At 52.0% G+C, this 21476-nt stretch carries 23 protein-coding genes; 1 reads left to right on the top strand and 22 read right to left on the bottom strand.

Features of this window, described 5'->3' with window-relative positions:
* Positions 1–10 precede the first annotated feature (10 nt).
* The gene (locus tag ACQY8X_RS11190) at positions 11–274 is read left to right on the top strand and encodes an EscU/YscU/HrcU family type III secretion system export apparatus switch protein (RefSeq protein ID WP_428035224.1); all 264 of its coding nucleotides are present in this window, start codon (positions 11–13) and stop codon (positions 272–274) included.
* A gap of 53 nt (positions 275–327) precedes the next feature.
* Here the strand turns inward: ACQY8X_RS11190 and ACQY8X_RS11185 are convergent, their stop codons facing one another.
* The 22 genes from ACQY8X_RS11185 to ACQY8X_RS11080 form a co-directional block, all read right to left on the bottom strand.
* Complete coding sequence (locus tag ACQY8X_RS11185; RefSeq protein WP_428035223.1) at positions 328–720, bottom strand: DUF2802 domain-containing protein; 393 nt, start codon at positions 718–720, stop codon at positions 328–330.
* Between the two features lie 12 nt (positions 721–732).
* On the bottom strand, positions 733–1968 hold the full coding sequence (locus ACQY8X_RS11180; RefSeq protein ID WP_428035222.1) for a chemotaxis protein CheW: 1236 nt from the start codon (positions 1966–1968) through the stop codon (positions 733–735).
* Positions 1965–2741, bottom strand: a complete 777-nt coding sequence (locus tag ACQY8X_RS11175) for a ParA family protein (protein ID WP_428035221.1) — start codon at positions 2739–2741, stop codon at positions 1965–1967. The genes ACQY8X_RS11180 and ACQY8X_RS11175 overlap by 4 nt, the downstream gene beginning before the upstream one ends.
* Positions 2741–3721, bottom strand: a complete 981-nt coding sequence (locus tag ACQY8X_RS11170; protein ID WP_428035220.1) for a flagellar motor protein MotB — start codon at positions 3719–3721, stop codon at positions 2741–2743. Before ACQY8X_RS11170 ends, ACQY8X_RS11175 begins: the two co-directional genes overlap by 1 nt.
* Before the next feature lies 1 nt (position 3722).
* Positions 3723–4472 carry a flagellar motor protein gene (locus ACQY8X_RS11165; protein ID WP_428035219.1) on the bottom strand — a complete coding sequence of 250 codons (750 nt, stop codon included), beginning with the start codon at positions 4470–4472 and terminating at the stop codon, positions 3723–3725.
* Positions 4472–5617, bottom strand: coding sequence for a protein-glutamate methylesterase/protein-glutamine glutaminase (locus ACQY8X_RS11160; RefSeq protein ID WP_428035218.1), 1146 nt, complete (start codon positions 5615–5617; stop codon positions 4472–4474). The genes ACQY8X_RS11165 and ACQY8X_RS11160 overlap by 1 nt, the downstream gene beginning before the upstream one ends.
* A gap of 39 nt (positions 5618–5656) precedes the next feature.
* Positions 5657–7819: a chemotaxis protein CheW gene (locus ACQY8X_RS11155; RefSeq protein ID WP_428035217.1), complete on the bottom strand. Its 2163-nt coding sequence runs from the start codon at positions 7817–7819 to the stop codon at positions 5657–5659.
* A gap of 11 nt (positions 7820–7830) precedes the next feature.
* Complete coding sequence (locus ACQY8X_RS11150) at positions 7831–8649, bottom strand: protein phosphatase CheZ (protein WP_428035216.1); 819 nt, start codon at positions 8647–8649, stop codon at positions 7831–7833.
* A 9-nt stretch (positions 8650–8658) separates the two neighbouring features.
* The gene (locus ACQY8X_RS11145; RefSeq protein ID WP_428035243.1) at positions 8659–9033 is read right to left on the bottom strand and encodes a chemotaxis response regulator CheY; all 375 of its coding nucleotides are present in this window, start codon (positions 9031–9033) and stop codon (positions 8659–8661) included.
* A gap of 75 nt (positions 9034–9108) precedes the next feature.
* On the bottom strand, positions 9109–9819 hold the full coding sequence (locus ACQY8X_RS11140) for an RNA polymerase sigma factor FliA (protein ID WP_428035215.1): 711 nt from the start codon (positions 9817–9819) through the stop codon (positions 9109–9111).
* Between the two features lie 29 nt (positions 9820–9848).
* Positions 9849–10664, bottom strand: a complete 816-nt coding sequence (locus ACQY8X_RS11135; protein ID WP_428035214.1) for a MinD/ParA family protein — start codon at positions 10662–10664, stop codon at positions 9849–9851.
* A gap of 26 nt (positions 10665–10690) precedes the next feature.
* Positions 10691–12211 carry a flagellar biosynthesis protein FlhF gene (gene flhF, locus ACQY8X_RS11130; RefSeq protein WP_428035213.1) on the bottom strand — a complete coding sequence of 507 codons (1521 nt, stop codon included), beginning with the start codon at positions 12209–12211 and terminating at the stop codon, positions 10691–10693.
* A 23-nt stretch (positions 12212–12234) separates the two neighbouring features.
* Positions 12235–14349 carry a flagellar biosynthesis protein FlhA gene (gene flhA / locus ACQY8X_RS11125; RefSeq protein ID WP_428035212.1) on the bottom strand — a complete coding sequence of 705 codons (2115 nt, stop codon included), beginning with the start codon at positions 14347–14349 and terminating at the stop codon, positions 12235–12237.
* Between the two features lie 196 nt (positions 14350–14545).
* The gene (flhB, locus tag ACQY8X_RS11120) at positions 14546–15682 is read right to left on the bottom strand and encodes a flagellar biosynthesis protein FlhB (RefSeq protein ID WP_428035211.1); all 1137 of its coding nucleotides are present in this window, start codon (positions 15680–15682) and stop codon (positions 14546–14548) included.
* 2 nt (positions 15683–15684) lie between these two features.
* A complete protein-coding gene (gene fliR / locus ACQY8X_RS11115) occupies positions 15685–16470 on the bottom strand; it encodes a flagellar biosynthetic protein FliR (RefSeq protein ID WP_428035210.1) in 786 nt (261 codons plus the stop codon).
* 3 nt (positions 16471–16473) lie between these two features.
* Complete coding sequence (fliQ, locus tag ACQY8X_RS11110; protein WP_428035209.1) at positions 16474–16743, bottom strand: flagellar biosynthesis protein FliQ; 270 nt, start codon at positions 16741–16743, stop codon at positions 16474–16476.
* A gap of 72 nt (positions 16744–16815) precedes the next feature.
* Positions 16816–17559, bottom strand: coding sequence for a flagellar type III secretion system pore protein FliP (gene fliP, locus ACQY8X_RS11105; protein ID WP_428035208.1), 744 nt, complete (start codon positions 17557–17559; stop codon positions 16816–16818).
* Complete coding sequence (gene fliO / locus ACQY8X_RS11100) at positions 17556–17975, bottom strand: flagellar biosynthetic protein FliO (protein WP_428035207.1); 420 nt, start codon at positions 17973–17975, stop codon at positions 17556–17558. Before fliO ends, fliP begins: the two co-directional genes overlap by 4 nt.
* Positions 17976–18031: 56 nt before the next feature.
* Complete coding sequence (gene fliN / locus ACQY8X_RS11095) at positions 18032–18439, bottom strand: flagellar motor switch protein FliN (protein WP_428035206.1); 408 nt, start codon at positions 18437–18439, stop codon at positions 18032–18034.
* 24 nt (positions 18440–18463) lie between these two features.
* Positions 18464–19438 (bottom strand): flagellar motor switch protein FliM, encoded by a 975-nt coding sequence (gene fliM / locus ACQY8X_RS11090; RefSeq protein WP_428035205.1) that lies wholly within the window; start codon positions 19436–19438, stop codon positions 18464–18466.
* A 13-nt stretch (positions 19439–19451) separates the two neighbouring features.
* Entirely contained in the window at positions 19452–19982 is a 531-nt protein-coding gene (locus tag ACQY8X_RS11085; RefSeq protein ID WP_428035204.1) for a flagellar basal body-associated FliL family protein, read from the bottom strand.
* Between the two features lie 137 nt (positions 19983–20119).
* Positions 20120–21476 (bottom strand): flagellar hook-length control protein FliK (locus tag ACQY8X_RS11080; RefSeq protein ID WP_428035203.1); only part of this gene is annotated, 1357 nt, incomplete at its 5' end.

Below are 21476 nucleotides of genomic sequence, written 5' to 3'. Positions count from 1 at the left end.
CGGGGATAATGTGAAGAAAAAATCGGCTGAACTTCAGAAAGCGATCGCCCTGAATTACGATCATCAGGGGGCGCCAACAGTCACCGCTAAAGGGCAGGGACTGATTGCTGAACAGATTATTCGACTGGCCCGGGAACACGATGTACATATCCACGAAAGCCCGGAGCTGGTTGAGGTTTTATTGCGTCTGGAGCTGGGCGACGAAATTCCGGAAAGCCTCTATCGTGCAATTGCAGAGATTATCGCCTTTACCTATAAACTCAAAAACGGATAAAGAAAGTGGATAACTGCGCAAGCCACAGCTAAACACTCAATGGAGCTGTGTGCTCAGTTCCGGTTATCGGGTGCGGCGATCTCTTTGTGCAGCAGCGCCATCAACTCAGCTTCCGGCCGGCCAATGCCGCAGTTTTTCACCAGATCATCAACATCCGCGCCCATCTCCATCAACCGGGCAGCCTGATTGTACGCCAGTACACCCGGATCACGGTTAGCCAGCTCCTGCTGTTTTTCCGCGGTGATATTCAGCTGATTTTCGACATCCATAAGCCGATGCCCCATACCGATGGAGCTGCTGGTCAGCGCCTGAATCTCATTACGCAACACATTGATCAGTGCTTCATATTGACGCTGATGCTGCTGTAACGTTCGTCGGGCGTGGATTGAATATCCAATCGACACCAACGCGACAATAGCGACTGCCGTCAGGGCTAACCAGACCATCTTTTCTCCTTACTACTGCAACGCAGCGTTCAAGCCATGCAACAGTGCCGGCACATTCACCACCGCACACTGATGCTTCATGCAGGTTCCCAGTAACCAGGGTCTGCTTTGCGGATTTTTATTCCAGGTAATCAGCTCTTCCTCTATCTCCTGCGAACCGACCATGGAATCGATGGTTATCGCCCAGCAAGAGTCGTTGAACTTAACCAGTTCTGTATAGCTGGCTCTATCTGGCTCATAGCGCTCAGGAATAATCCACATGCCGGTATCAACAACCCGCACCAACTTTCCTGATTCGACATAGTTGCCCAAAATCCAGTCAGCTTCAGCACTCAACTCAAGATTCATCGCACTCAGATCATGAGCTCCCTGAAGATATTTTACCGGCAGGGCCAGCTTCACCCCATACATCTTCACTAAAAGACACTGGAGTGGTTCGGAATCAACCTCAAAAGACGCTTCGGGCATGGGTTCTGGCTCTGGTTCTGGTTCTGGCTCTGGCTCTGGCTCTGGCTCTGGCTCTGGCTCTGGCTCTGGCTCTGGCTCTGGCTCTGGCTCTGGTTCTGGCTCTGGTTCTGGCTCTGGCTCTGGCTCTGGTTCTGGTTCTGGCTCTGGCTCGGGTTCTGGCTCTGGTTCTGGTTCTGGCTCTGGTTCTGGCTCTGGTTCTGGCTCTGGTTCTGGCTCTGGTTCTGGTTCAGCGCACTCCTCAGTCTCAGACACTGAGTCATACATCCTGTCCGGCATTAAGCCTAATTCAGTTTCAACTACCGGCTCCGTAACAGCCTCGGTTTCAGTTTCGGACTCAGATACAGGCTCCGTAACAAATTCAGCTTCCGCTTCGGTCGGTAGTGCCTGGCCATAAACAACTTCCGGCGCCAGCTCAACCTCAGACTCTGATACTGTCTTGAGCGCCACTGCCTCTGGGAGTTTGGCTGCGCCAGCGTCATGCTGTACTGAGTTATAGACCACAGCCGGGGCTAACTCGACCTCAGACTGCGTCAGGTGCTCAGGCTCATCTAGCTGCATATCCAGGGTTATTTCCAGGTCATCCAGATCAACCTCTTCCATCTCCGGACCTGCTTTTGGCAGTTCAGAAGCCACCAGTGGTGCCTCAACAGTATCGGCGGGCAGCGCCTCCGTCAGATCTAATTCTGCCTCAATGCTGAAGGGGTTTTGATCATCCTTCAGCAGCGCATCAAGATACTCTTTAACCAGCTGTTGCTGTCGATTTAACTGTTCGTCACTCATCCTCTGCTCCGCTCCGCCAGACCACGTAAAACACGGATATACGCCTGTACACCTGGCATGGTTAAATCCAGTTCCGATGGCGTTATACCTTTAGCGCTGGCGGTAATAAACTTACTATCAACCGGCACAACGGCGGCAGCAATATTTTCTGCAAAGCGCTGATGTAATTCGCGCAGACAACTCACCGACGCTGGAACGGTGCGATCATAAAACGTCGGAATCAGGGTGTAGGTTAACTGGCGTTTTCTCGCCCGGTTAATCATCGTGATCGTACGTAACATTCTTTCCAGCCCTTTCAGTGCCAGAAACTCAGTTTGCACCGGCACTAACAGATGCCCACAGGCAGCCAGCGCATTAATCATCAGCACCCCCAGGACCGGTGGGCTATCGATCACCACATAATCATAACGATCTTTTACCAACCGGAGTGCCTTCGCAACCTGCAACCCCATGCCTTCCTGGCCAACCGACTTGCGTTCCAACGTGGCCAGCGCAGTGGTGGCTGGAATCAGGTCGATCCCGTTATTGGACGTCGGCATCAGCAACGGCTCAAGCAGTCTCATATCCACTTCGCTGCCAGGCTGAAACAGATCATAAACGCTATTCTCCAGTTCATCCGGATCATACTTGAAATAGCTGGTCATTGAACCATGAGGGTCCAGGTCAACCAGCAACACGCGCTGACCCGCATCAGCCAACAAACCGGCCAATGTAACGGCGGTCGTGGTTTTTCCCACGCCACCTTTCTGATTCGCTACCGCCCATACCTGCATTACTGCGGTGTCTCCCGTGTCTGCGGAGAGATACTCTCCGGTGACGTTAATGTTTCTGTATCTAACGGTGGGGATGCTTCTTTGCGTCGAAAAGTCACCCGCCCCTGTTCATCTTTAACCGTTTCAATAGCCGACTCTGGCAGACCACTTTCAGTCAGGATACTGCTAACAGCATCCTCGCTCACCTGTTCACTGCCAAATGCAGAGACCACCCGCTGCGTTTTACGGTCCCGGGTAACCACAATCACAATTCGGCGGTTTAACTGGCGACCATTCTCGGTGTCATTATCGGCCAGCGGCTGATACTCACCAAAACCTACCGCGGCCATACGCTGCGGCGGTATACCATTCATCTCCAGAATACGCACAACCCCGGCAGCTCGCGCCGCCGATAGCTCCCAGTTTGAGGGATACTGATCTGAAGAGATAAACCGATTATCGGTATAGCCTTCAACATGAATCGGATTATCGTACTGTTTAAGAATTTTAGCGACCCGTTCAAACACCGGATCAGTAGTGATCGCCGGTAATGCGCCGCCCTCCGGATATACAAGATTGGCGCCCAGCTCCAGGGCTACCCAGAGATTATTGCTCTGTACCGCAACATTGCCGCTGCTGATCAGCTTTTTAAACTGCATCTGCATCTGCTCACCAATCGCTTTGAGCACCGCGCTGTTTTCCGGTTTCGGCGGAACAATTTTTTCAGTGGGCTTCTCTTTAGTGGATTCCCCCCCCTGAAAAATACCTATACCTGCCGGATCGCTATCAGATTTACCGCCAATGGGTGGATGCAAAGCGCCATCCTGACCAGAAAAGATACCCGCAAACGATTCAGTTACCTGGCGATATTTTTCTTCATTAACAGAAGAGATCGCATACAGCACCACAAAGAAAGCAAACAACAGGGTAATAAAATCAGCATAGGAGATCACCCAACGCTGCGAATGCAGATCCTGCTCTTCCACTCTGCGCCTGGACACGTTACGCCCCTTGCTCCAGATATCCCTGCAACCGCAACTGGATAATCCGGGGGTTCTGCCCTTCAGCGATGGACAGCAAACCCTCCAGCATCATCTCCTGAAAATAAAACCGTCTCAGCACCATCGAACGTATCTTACTGGCCAGAGGTAAAAACAGCAGATTGGCAATGGCCACACCGTAGATGGTCGCAACAAATGCAGTCGCGATTCCCGCTCCCAGGTTGGCCGGATCAGCCAGATTAGACATAACGTGAATCAATCCCAAGACAGCACCGATAATCCCCATGGTTGGCGCATAGCCGCCCATGCTTTCAAGTACTTTAGCGGCTTGAAGATCCCGGTTTTCACGGCTGATTAATTCAGTTTCAAGGGTTGAACGAATGATCTCTGCCGGCCGGCCATCCACCAGCATCTGCAAACCGTTACGCACAAAACTATCGCTCTGAGAGCTGATCTCATCTTCCAGTGCAAGCAGGCCTTTGCGTCGCGCAAGCACACACCAGCTGACCACACTGTTTATCCCTTCACGGTAGTTAAAGTCATTATTACCAAAGACCATACCTGAAAGTTTCATTGCCCGGGAAAGCTCTGACTGAGACGATTGAATAAAGACAGCGGCGAAGGTTCCTCCTACCACGATCAGCAACGCAGGGATGTTCAGCAGCTCATCTACTGCGCCTCCGGCAAGGTAGTTACCCCCAACGATTGCTATGATTGCCAGTAGTATTCCGCTGATACTTACCAGATTCATCAATGTCCCCAATGACTAAATAACTGACGGATACCTTCAAGATTAAGAACCGCATCCGCCAGTTCAGCTTCAATTACAGCCTTAGGCATACCAAAGATAGTACAGCTCTCCTTATCCTGCGCCCAGACCGTGGCACCGACATTTTTCAATAGCCGTGCACCATCGCAGCCATCCGCACCCATGCCGGTCAACACCAGTGCAACCGCCCGGCGACCATACCCCTTTGCGACTGAAGCAAAGGTAAGATCAACACTGGGTTTATAGGTCATCCGCTCATCGCTTTCACGGATAATAAGCTTACTCGCATTGGACGGATCAAGAATCATCTGCTGTCCACCCGGGGCAAGATAAACATGCCCGGCCAGCAGCTTATCACCATCTTCAGCTTCCTTAACCCTGACAGCACATAGGTCATCAAGGCGTTTGGCAAACACGGAGGTAAACGCCTTAGGCATATGTTGCGTAATCAGTATTGGCACCGGAAAACCCGCCGGTATCTGTGTCAGAATAAACTGTAACGCCGCTGGCCCCCCAGTAGATGAGCCAATGGTGACAATACCACAATCGGGAATCCTGACCCGGGTATCAACCCGTCCGGCTCGCGCGGCTGATTTGGCTTCTGCTGGCTGAGACGCAGCCTCTTTGAGCCGTGTTGCCGGTGAAGTTGACGTCCGTGAGACAGCTCTCGGCTCTGCGACCGGCTCTTTGCGGCTGTAAATAGCGGGACGGGGTTTACGCCCCCCCAGAGCCAGAATTTTTTCTGCCAGCTGTTTTTCCACATTACCGGAATCAGATGCTCCTGAGCCGGCAAGCCATTGGCGGGCATCTTTCTCCATATAATCAGCAGCGCCCAGTGACAGCGCTTCCAGCGTAACCGCAGCACTGCGCCGGGTCAGCGAGGAAAGCATAACCACCTGACATGGGCACTCTGCCATGATCTGTTTCAGTGCAGTGATACCGTCCATCTCCGGCATCTCTACATCCATAGTTACCACATCCGGGTGCAGCAGTTTCACTTTGGCAACCGCGTCCTTGCCGTTCTTGGCGGTATCAACAACCTGAATGTCAGGATGATTGTCTAATATCTGCTTAATCCGGTTGCGAAAAAAAACCGAATCATCAACCACTAAAACTCGAACTGTCATACAGTTATCCAGTATAGGCCTGCCGTCTGGCCCCTATGCTCAGCTGGCATAAGCCTTCAGCAGACTCGGAATATCGACGATCAGAGCGATCCTGCCATCACCCGTTATCGTTGCCCCGGACAGCCCCGGTGTACCATGTAAAACCGAGCCCAGAGGCTTAATAACGACCTCCTCCTGACCGACCAGCTGATCAACAACAAAAGCCACCTGCATGGTGCCAACATTGGTAATAACCACATGTCCATTTTGCGGCAGAGGATCTCTCTCGAACCCCTTCATCAGCCAGCGTTTCAGATGAAACAGCGGCATCGCTTTATCACGAACAATAATCACCTGCTGACCATCAACCATATTAATCTGGGTCAGATCGAGGTTGAAAATCTCATTCACATTCACCAACGGCAACGCAAACGCCTGACTTTCCAGCAGCACCATCAGCGTCGGCATAATCGCCAGCGTCAGCGGCACCTGAATCTCTATTCTTGACCCCATACCGAGGTTAGAACTCACATCCAGCTTACCATTGAGCTGAGAGATTTTTGTTTTCACCACATCCATGCCCACTCCCCGACCAGACACATCGGAGATCTGCTCTTTGGTAGAGAAACCAGCAGCAAAAATCAGGTTATAGCACTCATGATCACTCAGACGGGAAGCCGCTTCTGCATCAAGCATCCCGCGCTTTACAGCAAGAGCCCTGAGCTTATCAGGATCCATCCCCGCGCCATCATCTTCGATGATCAGGAGAATATGATCCCCTTCCTGCTCAGCGGACAACAACACGTGTCCCTCCCGGGGTTTATCATTGCGCTCACGCACATCCGGCTCTTCTATGCCATGATCGATCGCATTTCTTACCAGGTGAATCAGTGGATCAGCCAGTGCTTCGACCAGGTTTTTATCCAGATCGGTATCTTCACCGCGCAGCTCAAGATTAACCTCTTTGTTCAGCTGCCGAGACAGATCTCGCACCAGACGGGGGAAGCGCCCAAACACCTTTTTAACCGGTTGCATTCGGGTTTTCATCACCGACATCTGCAGATCAGCGGTCACCATATCCAGTGATCCAAGGGCTTTCGCCATGTCGCCATCATCAAACTCAGCACCCAGTCTGACCAACCGATTGCGCACCAACACCAGCTCACCAACCATATTCATGATCTGGTCCAGCAGACGGGTATCCACCCGGACATTGCTTTCTGCAGCGGGTTTATTCGCTTGGGCTTTAGCCGCTGTCGCAGCGGCTGCGGGTTGGCTCGAAGCTGATGCCTGCTCTGGCGGTGGCGGAGCTACAGCAGCCATTGCAGAGAAGGCGCCTTCGCCTTTGGACTGCAATTCATCCAGAAGATCTTCAAACTCATCATCCGTAATCAGGTCACTGGCAGGGGTCGGCGAAGCTTTCGCGGCAGGCGCTTTGTCAACTGACGCAACCGGCCCACCCAACAACTGATCAAACTCCGCATCAGCACTGTTGTTGGCATCGCCAGACTGTCCCAGCCCCGGAGCACCATTAGGCCCATGCAGTGCATCCAGCAAGCTATCAAACTCATCCTCGCTAATCAGGTCAGACACTGGCGCTGCGGCATGACCCGGCGCACCATGAGGACCATGGAGCTGATCCAGCAGATCATCAAATTCCTCTTCGGTAATCAGATCATCCGATGATGCACTCGCCTGCGGTACTGCCTCGGCAACGCCCAGGTCTGCGACCAGCATGTCAAACTCGGCACTGACAGAGGCGTCAGTCTGCCCTGCCACAGCTTTTGCCTGCACCGGAGCCGGGCTGCTTGTGGTCACAGCAGCGGGTGCAGACTGGCCCGACGCCATGGCATTCAGACCTGCCAATAACTGGGGATCAACCGGCTCTGGATATTCTCCCTGCTTCACCGAATCAAACATGGAATTGATCGCATCCAGCGCCTGAAGCACCAGATCCATCAGCTCCTGTGAAACCTGAAGGGCATCATTACGCAGCTGGTCAAACAGATTCTCTGCACTGTGGCAACAATCGACCATCGGGTCCAGCTGTAGAAATCCAGCCCCCCCTTTGACGGTATGAAAACCGCGGAAGATCGCATTCAGCAACTCCCGATCTTCCGGATGCTGTTCAAGATCGACCAACTGCTCGGACAGCAGTTCGAGAATCTCTCCAGCTTCAATTAAAAAATCTTCCAGTATTTCCTGATCAACATTCAAGGACATCGTTTTACCCTTCAAAAGCCGAGGCTGGAAAGGAGATCATCAACATCATCCTGCGTGGATGCGACCTCCCCCTGATTACGGCCCTTCATTTGAGGGCCCTCTGCCTGCACATCTGCTGTGCGCTTCGCCTGATTAGCATCAGACTCTGATTCATCATTCTGTGCTGCTGAAAGCGCACCCAGGTTATTAACCCTTGCGGCAACTGCCATTAAACCAACCAGTTTATCCTCTATATCAGCAACCAGCTGGATAACCCGTTTGATCAACTGCCCGGTAATATCCTGATACTCCTGGGCTAATAGTATGCCGGTCAGACGTTGCTTGAGATCAGCCAGCGATGCTGAGTGATCATCCGCGTAACGGCAGGCTTTTTCATACAGGGCTTCAAGCTGAGGGTGACTATCTTTTAACGCGCAAAGATCATCGATCAGCTCCTTACGACGTAAAAAACCCTGTTCAATAATACTCACCTGATGCAGTGCCTCATCCACCTCATCGATGGTTTTATGGGCATTACTTTCGGTCAGCTCAATAACGTAAGACAAGCGATCACTTGCATCCGCGATTGAGGCTATATGCTGTTTGGAGTCCTGCAATAGTTCAGTTGAAGTGACATCATCGGTAAAACCAACAATGGCATTATGAACGGCGCGCGTCAGTGTACCGACCTCATGATACAGTGCCTGATGGCGCATCTCGTTAAGCTGCTGAACCAGTTCCATCGCTTGCGCCATTTGCCCCTGATTCAAGAGTTCAACCAACTGCTCGGCACGCAAGTGCAGTTCTGCCTCGAATCGATGCTGATCCTGGTAAATCTCTAAATCGGACATCAACGCCTCCTAGCCCTGAAGGCGTTCAAAAATCTTGTCGATTTTTTCTTTCAGCACGGCCGCCGTAAAAGGCTTAATAATATAGCCATTCACACCCGCCTGTGCCGCCGCAATAATCTGCTCCCGCTTTGCTTCAGCGGTGACCATCAGAATCGGAATATGACGCAGCTCGGGGTCGTTACGTACATGCTTCAAAAGATCGATACCGGTCATCTTCGGCATATTCCAGTCGGTTACCAGAAAATCGATACCGCCGGATTTCAAGATAGGTAACGCCGTAGCACCATCATCCGCTTCAACAATATTGGTAAACCCCAGATCCCGCATCAGATTCTTAATAATCCGGCGCATTGTTGAGAAATCATCTACTACCAGAATTTTCATGTCTTTATTCAAGACAATCCCTCCTAACTCTCTTTCTGACGATCAGCAATGGCTTCAGCTATTTCCAGCCAATGCTCAGCGCCACTCTTTTAAACGACTACGTAACCGTAATGCCGCCTGACTATGTATCTGACTCACCCGTGACTCACTGACACCAAGAACCTTACCAATCTCTTTAAGATTCAGCTCTTCATCGTAATACAGTGACAACACCAGCTTTTCTCGTTCGGGCAGCCCCTGTATTTCACGGGCAATCGCCTTAATAAAATCTTTCTGTTCATATGCTTCTGAAGGGTCGGGTTCATTACTGGCAATCGCCTCTCCCGGCCCCTCATCCTGAGGTCCCGTCAGCTTATCAAAGCTAAACAAGCGACTTTCGGCTGAGTCTTTTAATAATGCATGATATTCGCTCACACTGATATTAAGTTCCGCAGCAACCTCCCCATCTTGGGCATCTCTACCGGTACGGGACTCAATTATCTGAATTGCCTCGGATACCCGACGACCATTCCGATGTACCGAACGGGGTGTCCAGTCGCCCCGGCGAACCTCATCAATAATTGAACCGCGAATACGGATACCCGCATAGGTTTCAAAACTGGCGCCTTTGCTCGCATCATATTTCCTGGCAGCCTCCAGCAAGCCGACCATCCCCGCCTGTATCAGATCTTCAAGCACTACATTACTCGGCAGCCGTGCCAACAGGTGATGAGCAATACGCTTAACCAGCGTACTATGCTGTTCGATAATCTCCTGACTTGACTGAAACTGAAGCTGATTATACATAGAGACGATTCGCTACTCTGCTAACTCGTTCAGGCGCCGGTAACCAGACGCTCAACAAAAAACTCTAGATGTCCACGAGGACTCGATGACACCGGCCACGCATCAACCTTGGTCGCTAGCTGCTTATATGCCAATGCAGCTTTACTCTGAGGAAAGGCTTTTAAAACAGCACGTTGCTGCTTCACCCCCTTTCTCACCGCCTCATCATAAGGGATTGCCCCCAGGTATTGAAGGGTTACATCAAGAAACCGGTCCGTGACTGTCAGCAGCTTGTTATACATATTCCGCCCTTCCTGTTCTGAGCGAACCATGTTAGCCAACACGCGGAAACGGGTCATTTTGTGATCCCGGTTAAGCAGTTTCATTAAAGCATAGGCATCAGTGATCGAGGTAGGTTCATCACACACCACAACCACAACATCCTGCGCTGCTTTAACAAAACTGACCACCGCCTCAGAGATACCGGCAGCAGTATCGATCACCAGAATATCAAGATCATCGGCAATTTCACTGAAAGCATGGATCAGTTCAGAGTGCTCATGAACACTAAGCGAGGTCATCGACTGCGTCCCGGATGCTGCCGGGACAATACGCACATTGGTATCGACATCAATCAACAGATCTTTCAGGCCACACTCGCCGGATAATACATCAGCAATGTTGCGTTTCGCCTTAACCCCCAGCAATACATCAACATTCGCAAGCCCCAGATCGGCATCCATCAGCACCACCCGATGCCCCATTTCACCAAGCGCAAGACTCATGTTAACTGAGACGTTGGTTTTACCTACGCCACCTTTACCACCGGTAACTGCGATCACCTTAACCGGCCGCGGATTACCCATTGCGGTTTCCTGCATCTGTTAACACATCAGCTCTCCCAATGCTCGTCTCTGGCCAGCCTTTCCCGCTGGTGCTCATTAAACACCCGACGGCTACGGGTGGCTTTCTGCGCCGTAATAACAGCCCGACTGACCAGATCTTTCTTCTGGGCAACATCAATATCGTCCGGCACCCGCTGACCATCTGTCACATAACTTACCGATAAACCGTTTTCCATAATCAGATCCAGCGCCTCCCCCAGATTACCAGACTCATCCAGCTTACTCAGGACACAGCCACTCAACCCCAATGGAGCATAGGTTTCATAGGCGCTTTCAATCACGTGGCGCTGGCTCGAACAGGATAGCACCAGAAGTTTTTTCAACCGCACAGAAACATCTTCAAGCATATTCAGCTGCGCCTGAGTATGCGGCTCATGGGCATTCATCCCCGCCGTATCAATCAACACCAGACGTTTACTGCGAAGCGAAAGCAGCACCTCATCCAGCGAGTTATTTTCATCCACGACCCGCACCGGTACATCCAGTATGCGACCAAACGTTAACAGCTGCTCATGAGCCGCTATTCGGTAAGAGTCAGTGGTTACCAGCGCCACACTGGAACTACCATGCTTGAGCACATAGCGAGCAGCCAGCTTACCTATCGTCGTGGTTTTACCCACCCCGGTAGGCCCGACAAAAGCGATCATGCCGCCCCGTTCGACAAAATCTTCCCCCATAACCGGAATCCGGTCACTGAAGCGGGTCAGCGCTGAACGCCAGGCATCGTCAAGTTCATCATCATCGGCGACCGTCGCCGACAACTGTCGACTTATCTGTGGTCCCAGACCGATACGCTCCAGACGACGTTCCACTTTCACAATAGCAGAATCAGCCTGCTCATGGCGCGGACGCTCCTGCCGCTTGGGGACTGGGGCCGGCGGCACACGCTTAGGCGCAGGTGCCGAGTAATCCAGCAAACCATCATCTTCCGGTTCCCGGGGACGACTCAGAAGGCTTTTTAATGACTCGATCTCTTCCTGCAGCGAGTCAATCATCTTGCGCTCATCCTCTGCACCAAGGCTGATCTCATCAACTGCCGGCCTGAATTCATGCTCCAGACGACCCGGATCAAGCCGGGGCTGTTCTATCCGGGTGGCGGTTTCCTGAATGTTAGGTGGCTGATGCACGCGCCCACGCTGGCGCCGCTTCAGTGCATCCAAAATTTCACTCAGTTCATCGTCATCACCATCCAGTTGACGATTTTTTTGCCGGGGCTCTGACATCCCCTCCTGGGCCGTTGCAATCCGTACCTGAGCTTTGCGCAGCTCCTCCGCCAGATTACTTTTCAGCGGCTGCTTCTGCAGGCTTTCATGACGGCTGTTTTCAACCGCACGTTTACGTTTAAACGCTTGCTGCGCAGCTTCATACTCATGTTCATGGGCAGCCACAACTTCCACGCCACCTGCCACACGGTGATTAGAGACAATCACTGCGTCCGGGCCGATCTCATCCCTGACCCGCTGCATGGCCTGCCGCATATCCGGAGCAAAAAAGCGCTTAACTTTCATAACCGTCTCTATTCATTACCTGGTCAGCCACCGGCCTGACTCTGGCCACCCACTGTTGCAATAATCGTCACCCGTTTATTCTCAGGAATCTCCTGATATGAGAGCACACTGATCGAATGCTCACCATAACGCACAAACTTCGCTAACAACGGCCTGATCGGCGCCGCCACCAGCAGAATCGAAGCCCGCCCGGCAATCTCCTGCTGCTGCGCAACCTCGGCGAGAGAGTTCTGCAACCGCTCCGCCATCATTGGCTCTATCACCAGCCCGTCACCGCCATCACCCCGCTGTACCGATCCGAGCAGCAGTTGCTCCAATTGTGGATCAAGGGTGATCACCGGCAGATCCGCATCATTACCCACAATATTCTGCACAATCATCCGCGACAAAGATATGCGCACCGCAGCAGTCAACCCCTGTGGATCCTGAGTCCGCGCAACAGCCTCTGCGAGTGCTTCGGTGATAGTGCGGAAATCTTTGACCGGCACCTGCTCCATTAACAAGTTTTGCAGCACTTTTAGCAGTGTACTCACAGAAAGCTTGCCAGGTACTAACTCTTCTACCAGTTTTGGGGACGTTTTTGCCAACAGATCCAACAATTTCTGCACTTCATCATGTCCCATCAACTCATGAGAGTGCGCCTGAAGAATCTGATTCAGGTGGGTTGCCACAACAGTCCCTGCATCCACCACCGTATACCCCAGAGTTTGCGCCTGCTCTTTCTGACTCTGTTCAATCCACACAGCATCCAGCCCGAACGCGGGGTCTTTCACATCGATCCCTTTCAGAGTGCCAAACACCTGCCCCGGATTAATAGCCAGCTCCCGGTCAGGATAAACTTCTGACTCACCCACGGAAACGCCCATCAGGGTAATTCGATATGCCCCAGGCATCAGATCCAGATTATCCCGAATATGCACAGAGGGAACGAGAAAACCCAGATCCTGCGAAAGCTTCTTTCGCACCCCTTTAATCCGACTCAGCAGCTGCCCACCCTGCAACTTATCCACCATAGGGATCAGACGATAGCCAACCTCCAGACCGATCATATCCACGGGCATTACATCATCCCAATCGAGATCTTTGATATCCTGCTCAGGCACCGGCACTTTAACCTGAGTTTCTGCCTCGGCTTCAGCCTGAACCGTCAGTGCAAGATTGCGCTGTTGAATAAAATATGCGCCAACACCTGCAACAATGGCCAGCGATAAAAACGCCACATGCGGCATACCAGGAATAGACCCCATAATAAACAGTATTCCTGCAGCCACTGCCAGCGCTTTAGGAGAGCCGAACAGCTGCCCCAGCACCTGCTTACCCATATCCTGCGAAGAGTTTACCCGGGTGACCATAATTGCGGCAGCCGTTGACAGCAGCAGCGAAGGAATCTGGGCAACCAGACCATCACCAATGGTCAGCAGGGAGTAGTTACGGGCTGCCATTTCAAATGTCAGACCATGCTGCAGCATGCCGATACCCAGACCGCCAAGAATATTGATCACCAGAATCAGGATACCAGCAACCGCATCCCCCCGGACAAACTTACTGGCACCATCCATCGACCCGTAAAAATCCGCTTCCTGGGTTACTTCCTGACGCCGTTTTTTAGCATCATCCTGACTGATCAGTCCCGCATTCAGGTCGGCATCGATAGCCATCTGCTTACCCGGCATCGCATCCAGGGTAAAACGGGCACTGACTTCGGATATCCGTCCCGCACCTTTGGTTACCACCACAAAGTTGATAATAACCAGAATCATAAACACCACCAGACCGACCACATAGTTGCCGCCGATCACCACTTCACCAAAGGCTTCAATCACCTTTCCGGCAGCATCCCCCCCCTCATGACCATACAGAAGCACAACGCGGGTAGAAGCCACATTGAGCGCCAGTCGCATCAGTGTGGTAATCAGAAGAATGGTAGGAAAGACCGCAAAGTCTAATGGCCGCATCGCATAGACACAGACCAGCAGCACTACAATAGAGAGGGCAATATTGAAGGTAAACAGGGTGTCGAGCAGAAACGGGGGCATCGGCAGGGTAACCATACCGAGCACGAGCAGCAGCAGAAAAGGGATACCCAGATTCCCTTTCCCTATTCCACGAACATTATTGTAGATCTCTGCTCTATCCACTTACGCCCCAGTTGAGATCTCGCCGCCCGACAAAGCGTCAAAAAAACATCACTTGAAATATAATTATTTTCAGAATGAAAAATAACATTAAAGAGAGGCTAAAAACACCAATTTTTTGACGCTTTACTCACCTGAGCGATAGACTTGCAAGATTCCAGCCAGATTATTGTACAATCATGTCCAGCATACCAGGCAATCATTCATCCCGACGCAGCTCATCAGGAATATCCAGCTCATCCGAGACCGCCTTGGGTGCGGGCCCCTGACGCTGTTTATGCCGCTGCAACTGGAACACATAGGCCAGCACTTCAGCAACTGCTTTAAACAGACCTGCCGGGATCTCCTCATCCACTTCCGTTGAGTGATAGATTGCGCGCGCCAGCGGCGGTGCCGACAGAATAGGGATATCATGTTTCTCGGCAATCTCACGTATTTTCAGCGCAACAAAATCCCCCCCTTTAGCCACCAGATAGGGAGCTCCACCCCCGGACTGATCATACTTCAACGCCACCGCATAATGGGTCGGGTTGGTTATCACAACATCCGCTTCAGGCACCGCTGACATCATTCGTCGCTGCGATATCTCCCGCTGCAGCTGCCGGATCCGCCCTTTAACTTCAGGCTTACCCTCACTGTTTTTCATCTCATCCTTGACCTCCTGGAGGGTCATTTTGAGCTTTTCCGTGTAGTCATAGATCTGAAACGGCACATCGATCAGGGAGATCAGAATCATCGTGGAACTCATCACCAGAAATGCCCAGATAACCAGCTCCGTTGCATGAGACATTGCCGGAAACACATCCTGAGTGCCAAGGGAAAACAACGCCTGTCGGGAGGAGTACAGCACCAGAAAGGAGAGCGATCCGACTACCAGAAACTTAGCCAGCGCCTTAAACAGTTCAAGCAGTGCTTTAAGCGAAAACATCCGCTTGATGCCCGCCAACGGATCGATACGACTCAGCTTAGGTGCCATCGCTTTCATACTGACATTCCAGCCACCCAGTGCGATAGGCCCGACAACAGCAGCCACCAGCAACACCAGAAAGAAGCCAAACAACGAGCGCAAAGCCTCATACAGGGAATACCCCAAATGGGTAAACATCAGCGCCGGATCCATAACGGCTTCCCGGTCCAGACTGAAATTAAACTTCATCATTCCAGCCATTTTGTCAGCTACCTGAGCACCAAACATCATCGCGGCAACCGCTGCAGCCAGCAGCAGGATAGTGGTGGCCAACTCCTTAGAACGGGCAATATCGCCCTTCTCTTTAGCGTCCCGCAGACGCTTCGATGTGGGCTGTTCGGTTTTTTCCTGGCCACTGTCTTCAGCCATCGCTATAGCACTCCTACACCGACAACCTGATCAAGGTAATTAAACGCCACTGCGGCAAAGCGCTGATACTGCCCCAGAAACCCATCCAGACTGACCCACGCAATCACCAAACCAACCATCATGGTAAAGGGAAAACCGATTGCGAAGATATTCAATTGAGGCGCTGCCTTTGCCATCACGCCGAACGCAAAGTTAATCACCAGCAGCGCGGTTACCGCTGGTAACGCCATCAACAGTGCACTGGCGATCATCCAGCTACCCGATTTAGCCAGCGCCAGATAGCCGGAAACAGGCATTGCTCCCTGCGATACAGGCAACACAAAAAAGCTGCGCGCCAGGGCCTCAAACATCACCAGATGACCATTAAAAGCCAGAAACAGCAGCATCACCATCATCAGATACATCTGCGACAACACCACAACAGACACCCCGTTTGCGGGGTCACTGACAGAGGCAAAACCAAGTCCCATCTGTGAAGATATCAGCTGTCCACCCAGCGCAAAGATCTGAAATAAGACCTGAATAACAAACGCCATAGCGGTGCCGATGATGATCTGTTGCGCCACCAGAATATAGGTTTGCAGTGACATGCCACGTAATATCGGCATCTCCGGCAGAGCTGGCAACAACACCACGGTCATTGCTAATGCCAGACCAAGACGGATACGGGCAGGCACCAGTTGCGTACCGATCATCGGCACTACCATAAAGAAAGAGGCGATACGAAAGAAAGGCAGCAGGAACTGAGCAACCCACTGCTCTAACTGAAGCGAGGTCAGCTGCAGCACGGCCTATCCCAGAAACAGCGGAATATTGGTAAAGATGTTATTAAACTCATCCATCAGTTGCCCGAGAAGCCAGGGACCCGCCCACATAATAGTCAGCAGAGTAATCAGCAAACGTGGTAAAAAGCTAAGTGTTTGCTCATTAATCTGGGTTGCCGCCTGAAAAGTGGACACCAACAGCCCCACCATCAGCGAAGGCACCACAATCACGGCCACCAGAACAACCACCAGAAACAGCGCCTCACCAAACAGATCCAGAACCATTTCCGGCGTCATACCCTGTCCTCCACACTAAGCCACAAAGAACGGTTAAAAAGTACCGCTAAAAAGAACCGTTACACTCAACCATTACACCACAAAGCTACCCGCCAACGTCCCTATAACCATAGCCCAGCCATCCACCAGTACAAACAACATTATCTTGAAGGGTAGCGAGATGATTACCGGCGAGAGCATCATCATCCCCATAGCCATCAGTACACTGGCGACCACCAGGTCGATAACCAGAAAGGGTATAAACAGCATAAAGCCGATCTGGAATGCGGTTTTCAGCTCACTGGTGACAAATGACGGCACCAGCACGGTAAACGGAATATCTTCAGGCGTTTCAACCGCTGGGGTTCTGGAGATATTCATAAACAGATTGAGATCGGTTTCGCGGGTCTGAGCCAGCATAAAGCCACGAAACGGCTTACTGGCAGCCGTGAGCGCTTCTATCGATGTGATCTCTTCGTTCAGATAGGGCTGCACCGCCTGTTCATTCACTTTATCCAGTACCGGAGACATAATAAACAGGGTCAGAAACAGTGACAAACCTACCAGAATCTGATTTGACGGAGTCTGCTGTAATCCAAGAGCCTGCCGCAGAATAGCAAAAACAATAATGATCCGGGCGAAGGAGGTCATCATCATCAGAATAGCTGGCAGGAAAGTCAGCAGCGTCATCAACCCCAGAATCTGGAGCGTAACGCTATAATCAGCACTGCCATCAGGATTGGTCGTCAGCGTGACCGCCGGAATTCCAGGATCAGCGGCCTGCGCCACAGCCGGGAGCAGGATGAGTGTCAGGAACAGAATGAAGACTCTTTTCACTCAGACTCCTTCCGACTTATCGCCTGTTGCAGCCTGGAAGCAAACTCCCCCATCGCAGCACCCGGCTCAATTAAAGGCTCATCATAGCTGCACAACAAACTCACCCGTCCCGGCGCGACCCCCAGCAATAACTGCCGCTCGCCCGCCTGCACCAACACGAGCTTTTCCCGGGTTGTTAAAGGCAACGAAGCAACAACCCGTAGCGCCCTATTCTGTCCTGGCAAACCGGAATAACGTTTGACCAGCCAACCCAGCAGCAAAATCAGTGCAACAACCAGAATCAACCCCGCCAGCAACTGCATAACAGAGCCAGCATTGATCGGATCAACTACCGTCCTGGGCACAACAACCCCACCTTTAGTATCAGCCTCTGCAGCCATAGCTACACGACTGACGCCGGTAAATAGCGCTGCCATGAGACACCGGGAGATGGCAACAAGAGGGGTTCCATCTGAGTGGGGGCGCAGCCAGATCATCGTAGTTTATCTATACGTTCCTGCGGACTAATCACGTCGGTCAGTCGGATACCATAGCGATCATTCACCACCACAACTTCGCCATGCGCAACCAGCGTACCGTTAACCAGCACATCCAACGGTTCACCCGCCACCCTGTCCAGCTCCACAACAGATCCCTGATTCAGCTGCAGCAGGTTACGGATCGAAATATCAGACCGGCCAACCTCCATCGACAACTTAACCGGGATATCGAGAATGACATCCAGGCTGGGATTGCTTAATACTGAACTCTCATCTCTCAGCTCATCCAGATCAATCGCCTGCCCCTGAGCAGCTTCTGACTGAGCCTGCTCAGCCATCGCGGCACCCCAGTCATCCAGGCCATCGTCCTGATCCTGATTTTCAATATCGTCATTACTCATGAGTAATCTGCTCTGTCCAACGGTTTAGTCATTTTTAGTCCGGCTGATAATTTTTACCGCCAGATTCCCCCGGGATGTACCCAGCTTACAATTAAAAATAGGCACCCTGGCAGCTTTTAACTGCAGCGTATCAGAAATATCGATAGGAATAATATCCCCGGCCTCCAGCTGCATAACATCCCGCAACTTCATCTTACGTTCGGCAATAATGAGATCCAGATTAACTGGCGCACCCAACATGTCATGCTTCAGCGAGGTTAGCCACTGCTCATCCAGCGCCTCTTCAACAGGCTTGTAGCCAGAGATAAGTATATCGCGGATGGGTTCAAGCATAGAGTAAGGCATCGTCACATGAAACTCACCCGTGCCCCCTTCCATATCCACCTCAAAACGGCTCACGACAACTACTTCTGAGGGATTGATGACATTTGCCATCGCCGGATTGACTTCATGCCCAAGCACTTCAAATTTCAGCGGCATTACCGGCTCCCAGGAGCCTTCCAGGTCAACGAAAAACTGCGCAATCACCTTATTAATCAGGCGAATCTCTGTTGGAGTAAACTCCCGCCCCTCTATTTTGGCATGCCGGCCATCACCACCGAAGAAACTATCCACCAGCCTAAAAACCAGTTTTGCGTCCATCACCAGCAACGCCGTACCGCGCAGCGGAGAGACCCGCAACAGGTTAATACTGGTAGGCACATAGAGTGTATGAATATAGTCGGAGTATTTCATAATCTGCACGCCACCCACGGAGACATCCGCATTGTTGCGCAACAGGCTAAACAGGGAGATACGGGTATGACGGGCAAAACGCTCGTTAATCATCTCAAGGGTAGGCATCCGTCCACGAACAATCCGCTCATGGCTGGCAAGATCATAGGCCTTTACTGCACCCTCTTCGGCGACAACACCCTCTTCAGTCTCAATATCACCATCGTCAACACCATGCAGCAGCGCGTCGATTTCATCCTGAGAAAGCAGGTCTTTGACTGTCATATAAGCATATCCATCACTGCATTATAAATCCGGTAAACAGCACTTTTTCGACCCCAGGCTTGCCAATTTTTTCCTGCAGAACTGATTGAATAGCCGCCAGAGCCTCCTGCTGCAGCATCACCTTTCCTGAAGGGGTACGCAACGTATCAAACGACTGACGGGAAAACAGCTGATTCAGGTTGGAAACAATCTTCGGCATATGCTTAACCAGCGCCGCATCAACCGCATCATCACGACTTTTCGCTTCAACATAAAGCTGCATATAGTGGGTACGGCCATCACTACTAGGGACAACAACCGTAAAGTAAGGACTTCCTTCAAGGGTGCGAATCTTGGTATAAACAGCCTGAGCAGGCTTAGCGGGCACCACACTCTCTGTAGCAACCTCGGTGTCAGAACCGCCCATCAGAAACATCGCGACACCCCCACCAATCAGAGCGGCCAGAACCACCCCGGCAACAATGATCAGGATGAGCTTTAACTTTCCTGACTTCTTAGCACCTTCACCTTCAACTGCGCCAGTTTCAGTCGTTTCTTCAGCCATCATTTGCCCCAAAGTCAGCCCACCGGAGAAACCGGCAGACGCATTAAATCATAACCCAGAGCGTAATATAACATACTGATTCAGTGGCGGAAGCAACCGACCGTACTTTACTGGCAAGTTCTCTTATCAGAAATGTATCAGGCGTAATAATCCACCAGTGAGAGACTCTCTCCACGAACAACCTCGACCCGGTTATCATCCACAACATCGTCCTGATAACCCGTCCATGAAGAGCCCGACCCCGACTCATCCCGTTGCTGCCTACGGCTATGATCTTCCACCGTTGAATCAGACAGATTCAACCCCTGATCCGCAAACATCTCCCTCAGCCTTGGCATATTCTGCTCCAGAGCCTCCCGCACACTACCATGAGGGGTGTTAAAGACCACACTGACCTGGTCATTCTTCAGATGCAACCGCACCTGAAGCGACCCCAGTTCCGGCGGATCAAGCTGAATCTCGGCAAACTGACCATTTTTTGACGCCATCATCATCACCCGATCATTAACGGCCTGACCCCAGGCGGGCTCACCTGGACGCAAACCATGAGGCATCACTAGCTGTGGCACCTCCTTCTCAGCTCGAACACTTCTGGCAGCCGCCAGAGAGTCAGCAAAACTGGTCAGCAGGCTTTCTGAGCGTGACGCTGAATCAACAGTCGTGGACGATTTATCCAGATCAACAGCTCCTTTCAACGCCTCACGAATACTGTCGGCACCCAGCTGCCCATCCAGCTGAGACTGAGGTAAAGCCTGGGTAAGTAGCGCATCATGTTGCGACCGCACCGGCGGTGGATTATTCACCCCCTGCAGAGGAGGCTGAAGCATGCCTTCACCTGCAGCACTCCGCGCTTTATCCGCACGTCCCGATTTTTCGGAGTCACCATCCCGATTCATGATCTTCGGTGTGGGCTGGGTTATCGGCGCTACCGGAGCGACAACCTCGGCGGTAACCTGATTCAGAGGCGGCGAAACAGGATTACCTTGCCAGGCTATCACTTCGTCAGAGGCGTTCTCTACATTATTCGCCACCACCTGGCCCGCATCTGCCGGGATGGTAGCCGGGTTCGGATTGACCGGTGACTGACTGACCGTCGAGCCGGCATTACCGGATTGACCGGCAATAAAGCCAGGCGCATACACTGCGAAATCATCCGCCAGCGTTTCAGCCCCGACAGACTCAGCAACCATTGCCACAACACCATCAGCGGCCGCATCAGAGACCTTTTTATCCCGCCTCGCTGCAGCATTGCTATCTGTCTGAGACGGCTGCAACTGATCAGCTATCGCTGCACCCGGGATCATCTTATTCTGGGGAGGCACGAAATTCTGCTCGGCCTGAGGAGACGGTGACTGACCAGCTATCACTGAACCCGGGGTCATCTCATTCAGGGGAACTGTAAAGTTCTGCTCGGCCTGAGGTGACGGTGACTGGGTGGCTATCACCGAGCCTAGAACCATCTCATTCTGGGGAACTGTAAAATTCTGCTCGGCC

Origin of the sequence: Amphritea sp. (assembly GCF_050300915.1) — a bacterium.
Lineage (GTDB): Bacteria > Pseudomonadota > Gammaproteobacteria > Pseudomonadales > Balneatricaceae > Amphritea.
This window is presented reverse-complemented; position numbering and strand designations above follow the sequence as displayed.

Bases quoted from the DNA above. Each gene is read 5' to 3' on its own strand.
- ACQY8X_RS11185 (WP_428035223.1), bottom strand. From the start codon at position 720: ATGGTCTGGTTAGCCCTGACGGCAGTCGCTATTGTCGCGTTGGTGTCG.
- ACQY8X_RS11180 (WP_428035222.1), bottom strand. From the start codon at position 1,968: ATGAGTGACGAACAGTTAAATCGACAGCAACAGCTGGTTAAAGAGTAT.
- ACQY8X_RS11175 (WP_428035221.1), bottom strand. From the start codon at position 2,741: ATGCAGGTATGGGCGGTAGCGAATCAGAAAGGTGGCGTGGGAAAAACC.
- ACQY8X_RS11165 (WP_428035219.1), bottom strand. From the start codon at position 4,472: ATGAATCTGGTAAGTATCAGCGGAATACTACTGGCAATCATAGCAATC.
- ACQY8X_RS11160 (WP_428035218.1), bottom strand. From the start codon at position 5,617: ATGACAGTTCGAGTTTTAGTGGTTGATGATTCGGTTTTTTTTCGCAAC.
- ACQY8X_RS11155 (WP_428035217.1), bottom strand. From the start codon at position 7,819: ATGTCCTTGAATGTTGATCAGGAAATACTGGAAGATTTTTTAATTGAA.
- ACQY8X_RS11150 (WP_428035216.1), bottom strand. From the start codon at position 8,649: ATGTCCGATTTAGAGATTTACCAGGATCAGCATCGATTCGAGGCAGAA.
- ACQY8X_RS11145 (WP_428035243.1), bottom strand. From the start codon at position 9,033: ATGAAAATTCTGGTAGTAGATGATTTCTCAACAATGCGCCGGATTATT.
- ACQY8X_RS11140 (WP_428035215.1), bottom strand. From the start codon at position 9,819: ATGTATAATCAGCTTCAGTTTCAGTCAAGTCAGGAGATTATCGAACAG.
- ACQY8X_RS11135 (WP_428035214.1), bottom strand. From the start codon at position 10,664: ATGGGTAATCCGCGGCCGGTTAAGGTGATCGCAGTTACCGGTGGTAAA.
- flhF (WP_428035213.1), bottom strand. From the start codon at position 12,211: ATGAAAGTTAAGCGCTTTTTTGCTCCGGATATGCGGCAGGCCATGCAG.
- flhB (WP_428035211.1), bottom strand. From the start codon at position 15,682: ATGGCTGAAGACAGTGGCCAGGAAAAAACCGAACAGCCCACATCGAAG.
- fliQ (WP_428035209.1), bottom strand. From the start codon at position 16,743: ATGACGCCGGAAATGGTTCTGGATCTGTTTGGTGAGGCGCTGTTTCTG.
- fliO (WP_428035207.1), bottom strand. From the start codon at position 17,975: ATGGCAGCGCTATTTACCGGCGTCAGTCGTGTAGCTATGGCTGCAGAG.
- fliN (WP_428035206.1), bottom strand. From the start codon at position 18,439: ATGAGTAATGACGATATTGAAAATCAGGATCAGGACGATGGCCTGGAT.
- fliM (WP_428035205.1), bottom strand. From the start codon at position 19,438: ATGACAGTCAAAGACCTGCTTTCTCAGGATGAAATCGACGCGCTGCTG.
- ACQY8X_RS11085 (WP_428035204.1), bottom strand. From the start codon at position 19,982: ATGGCTGAAGAAACGACTGAAACTGGCGCAGTTGAAGGTGAAGGTGCT.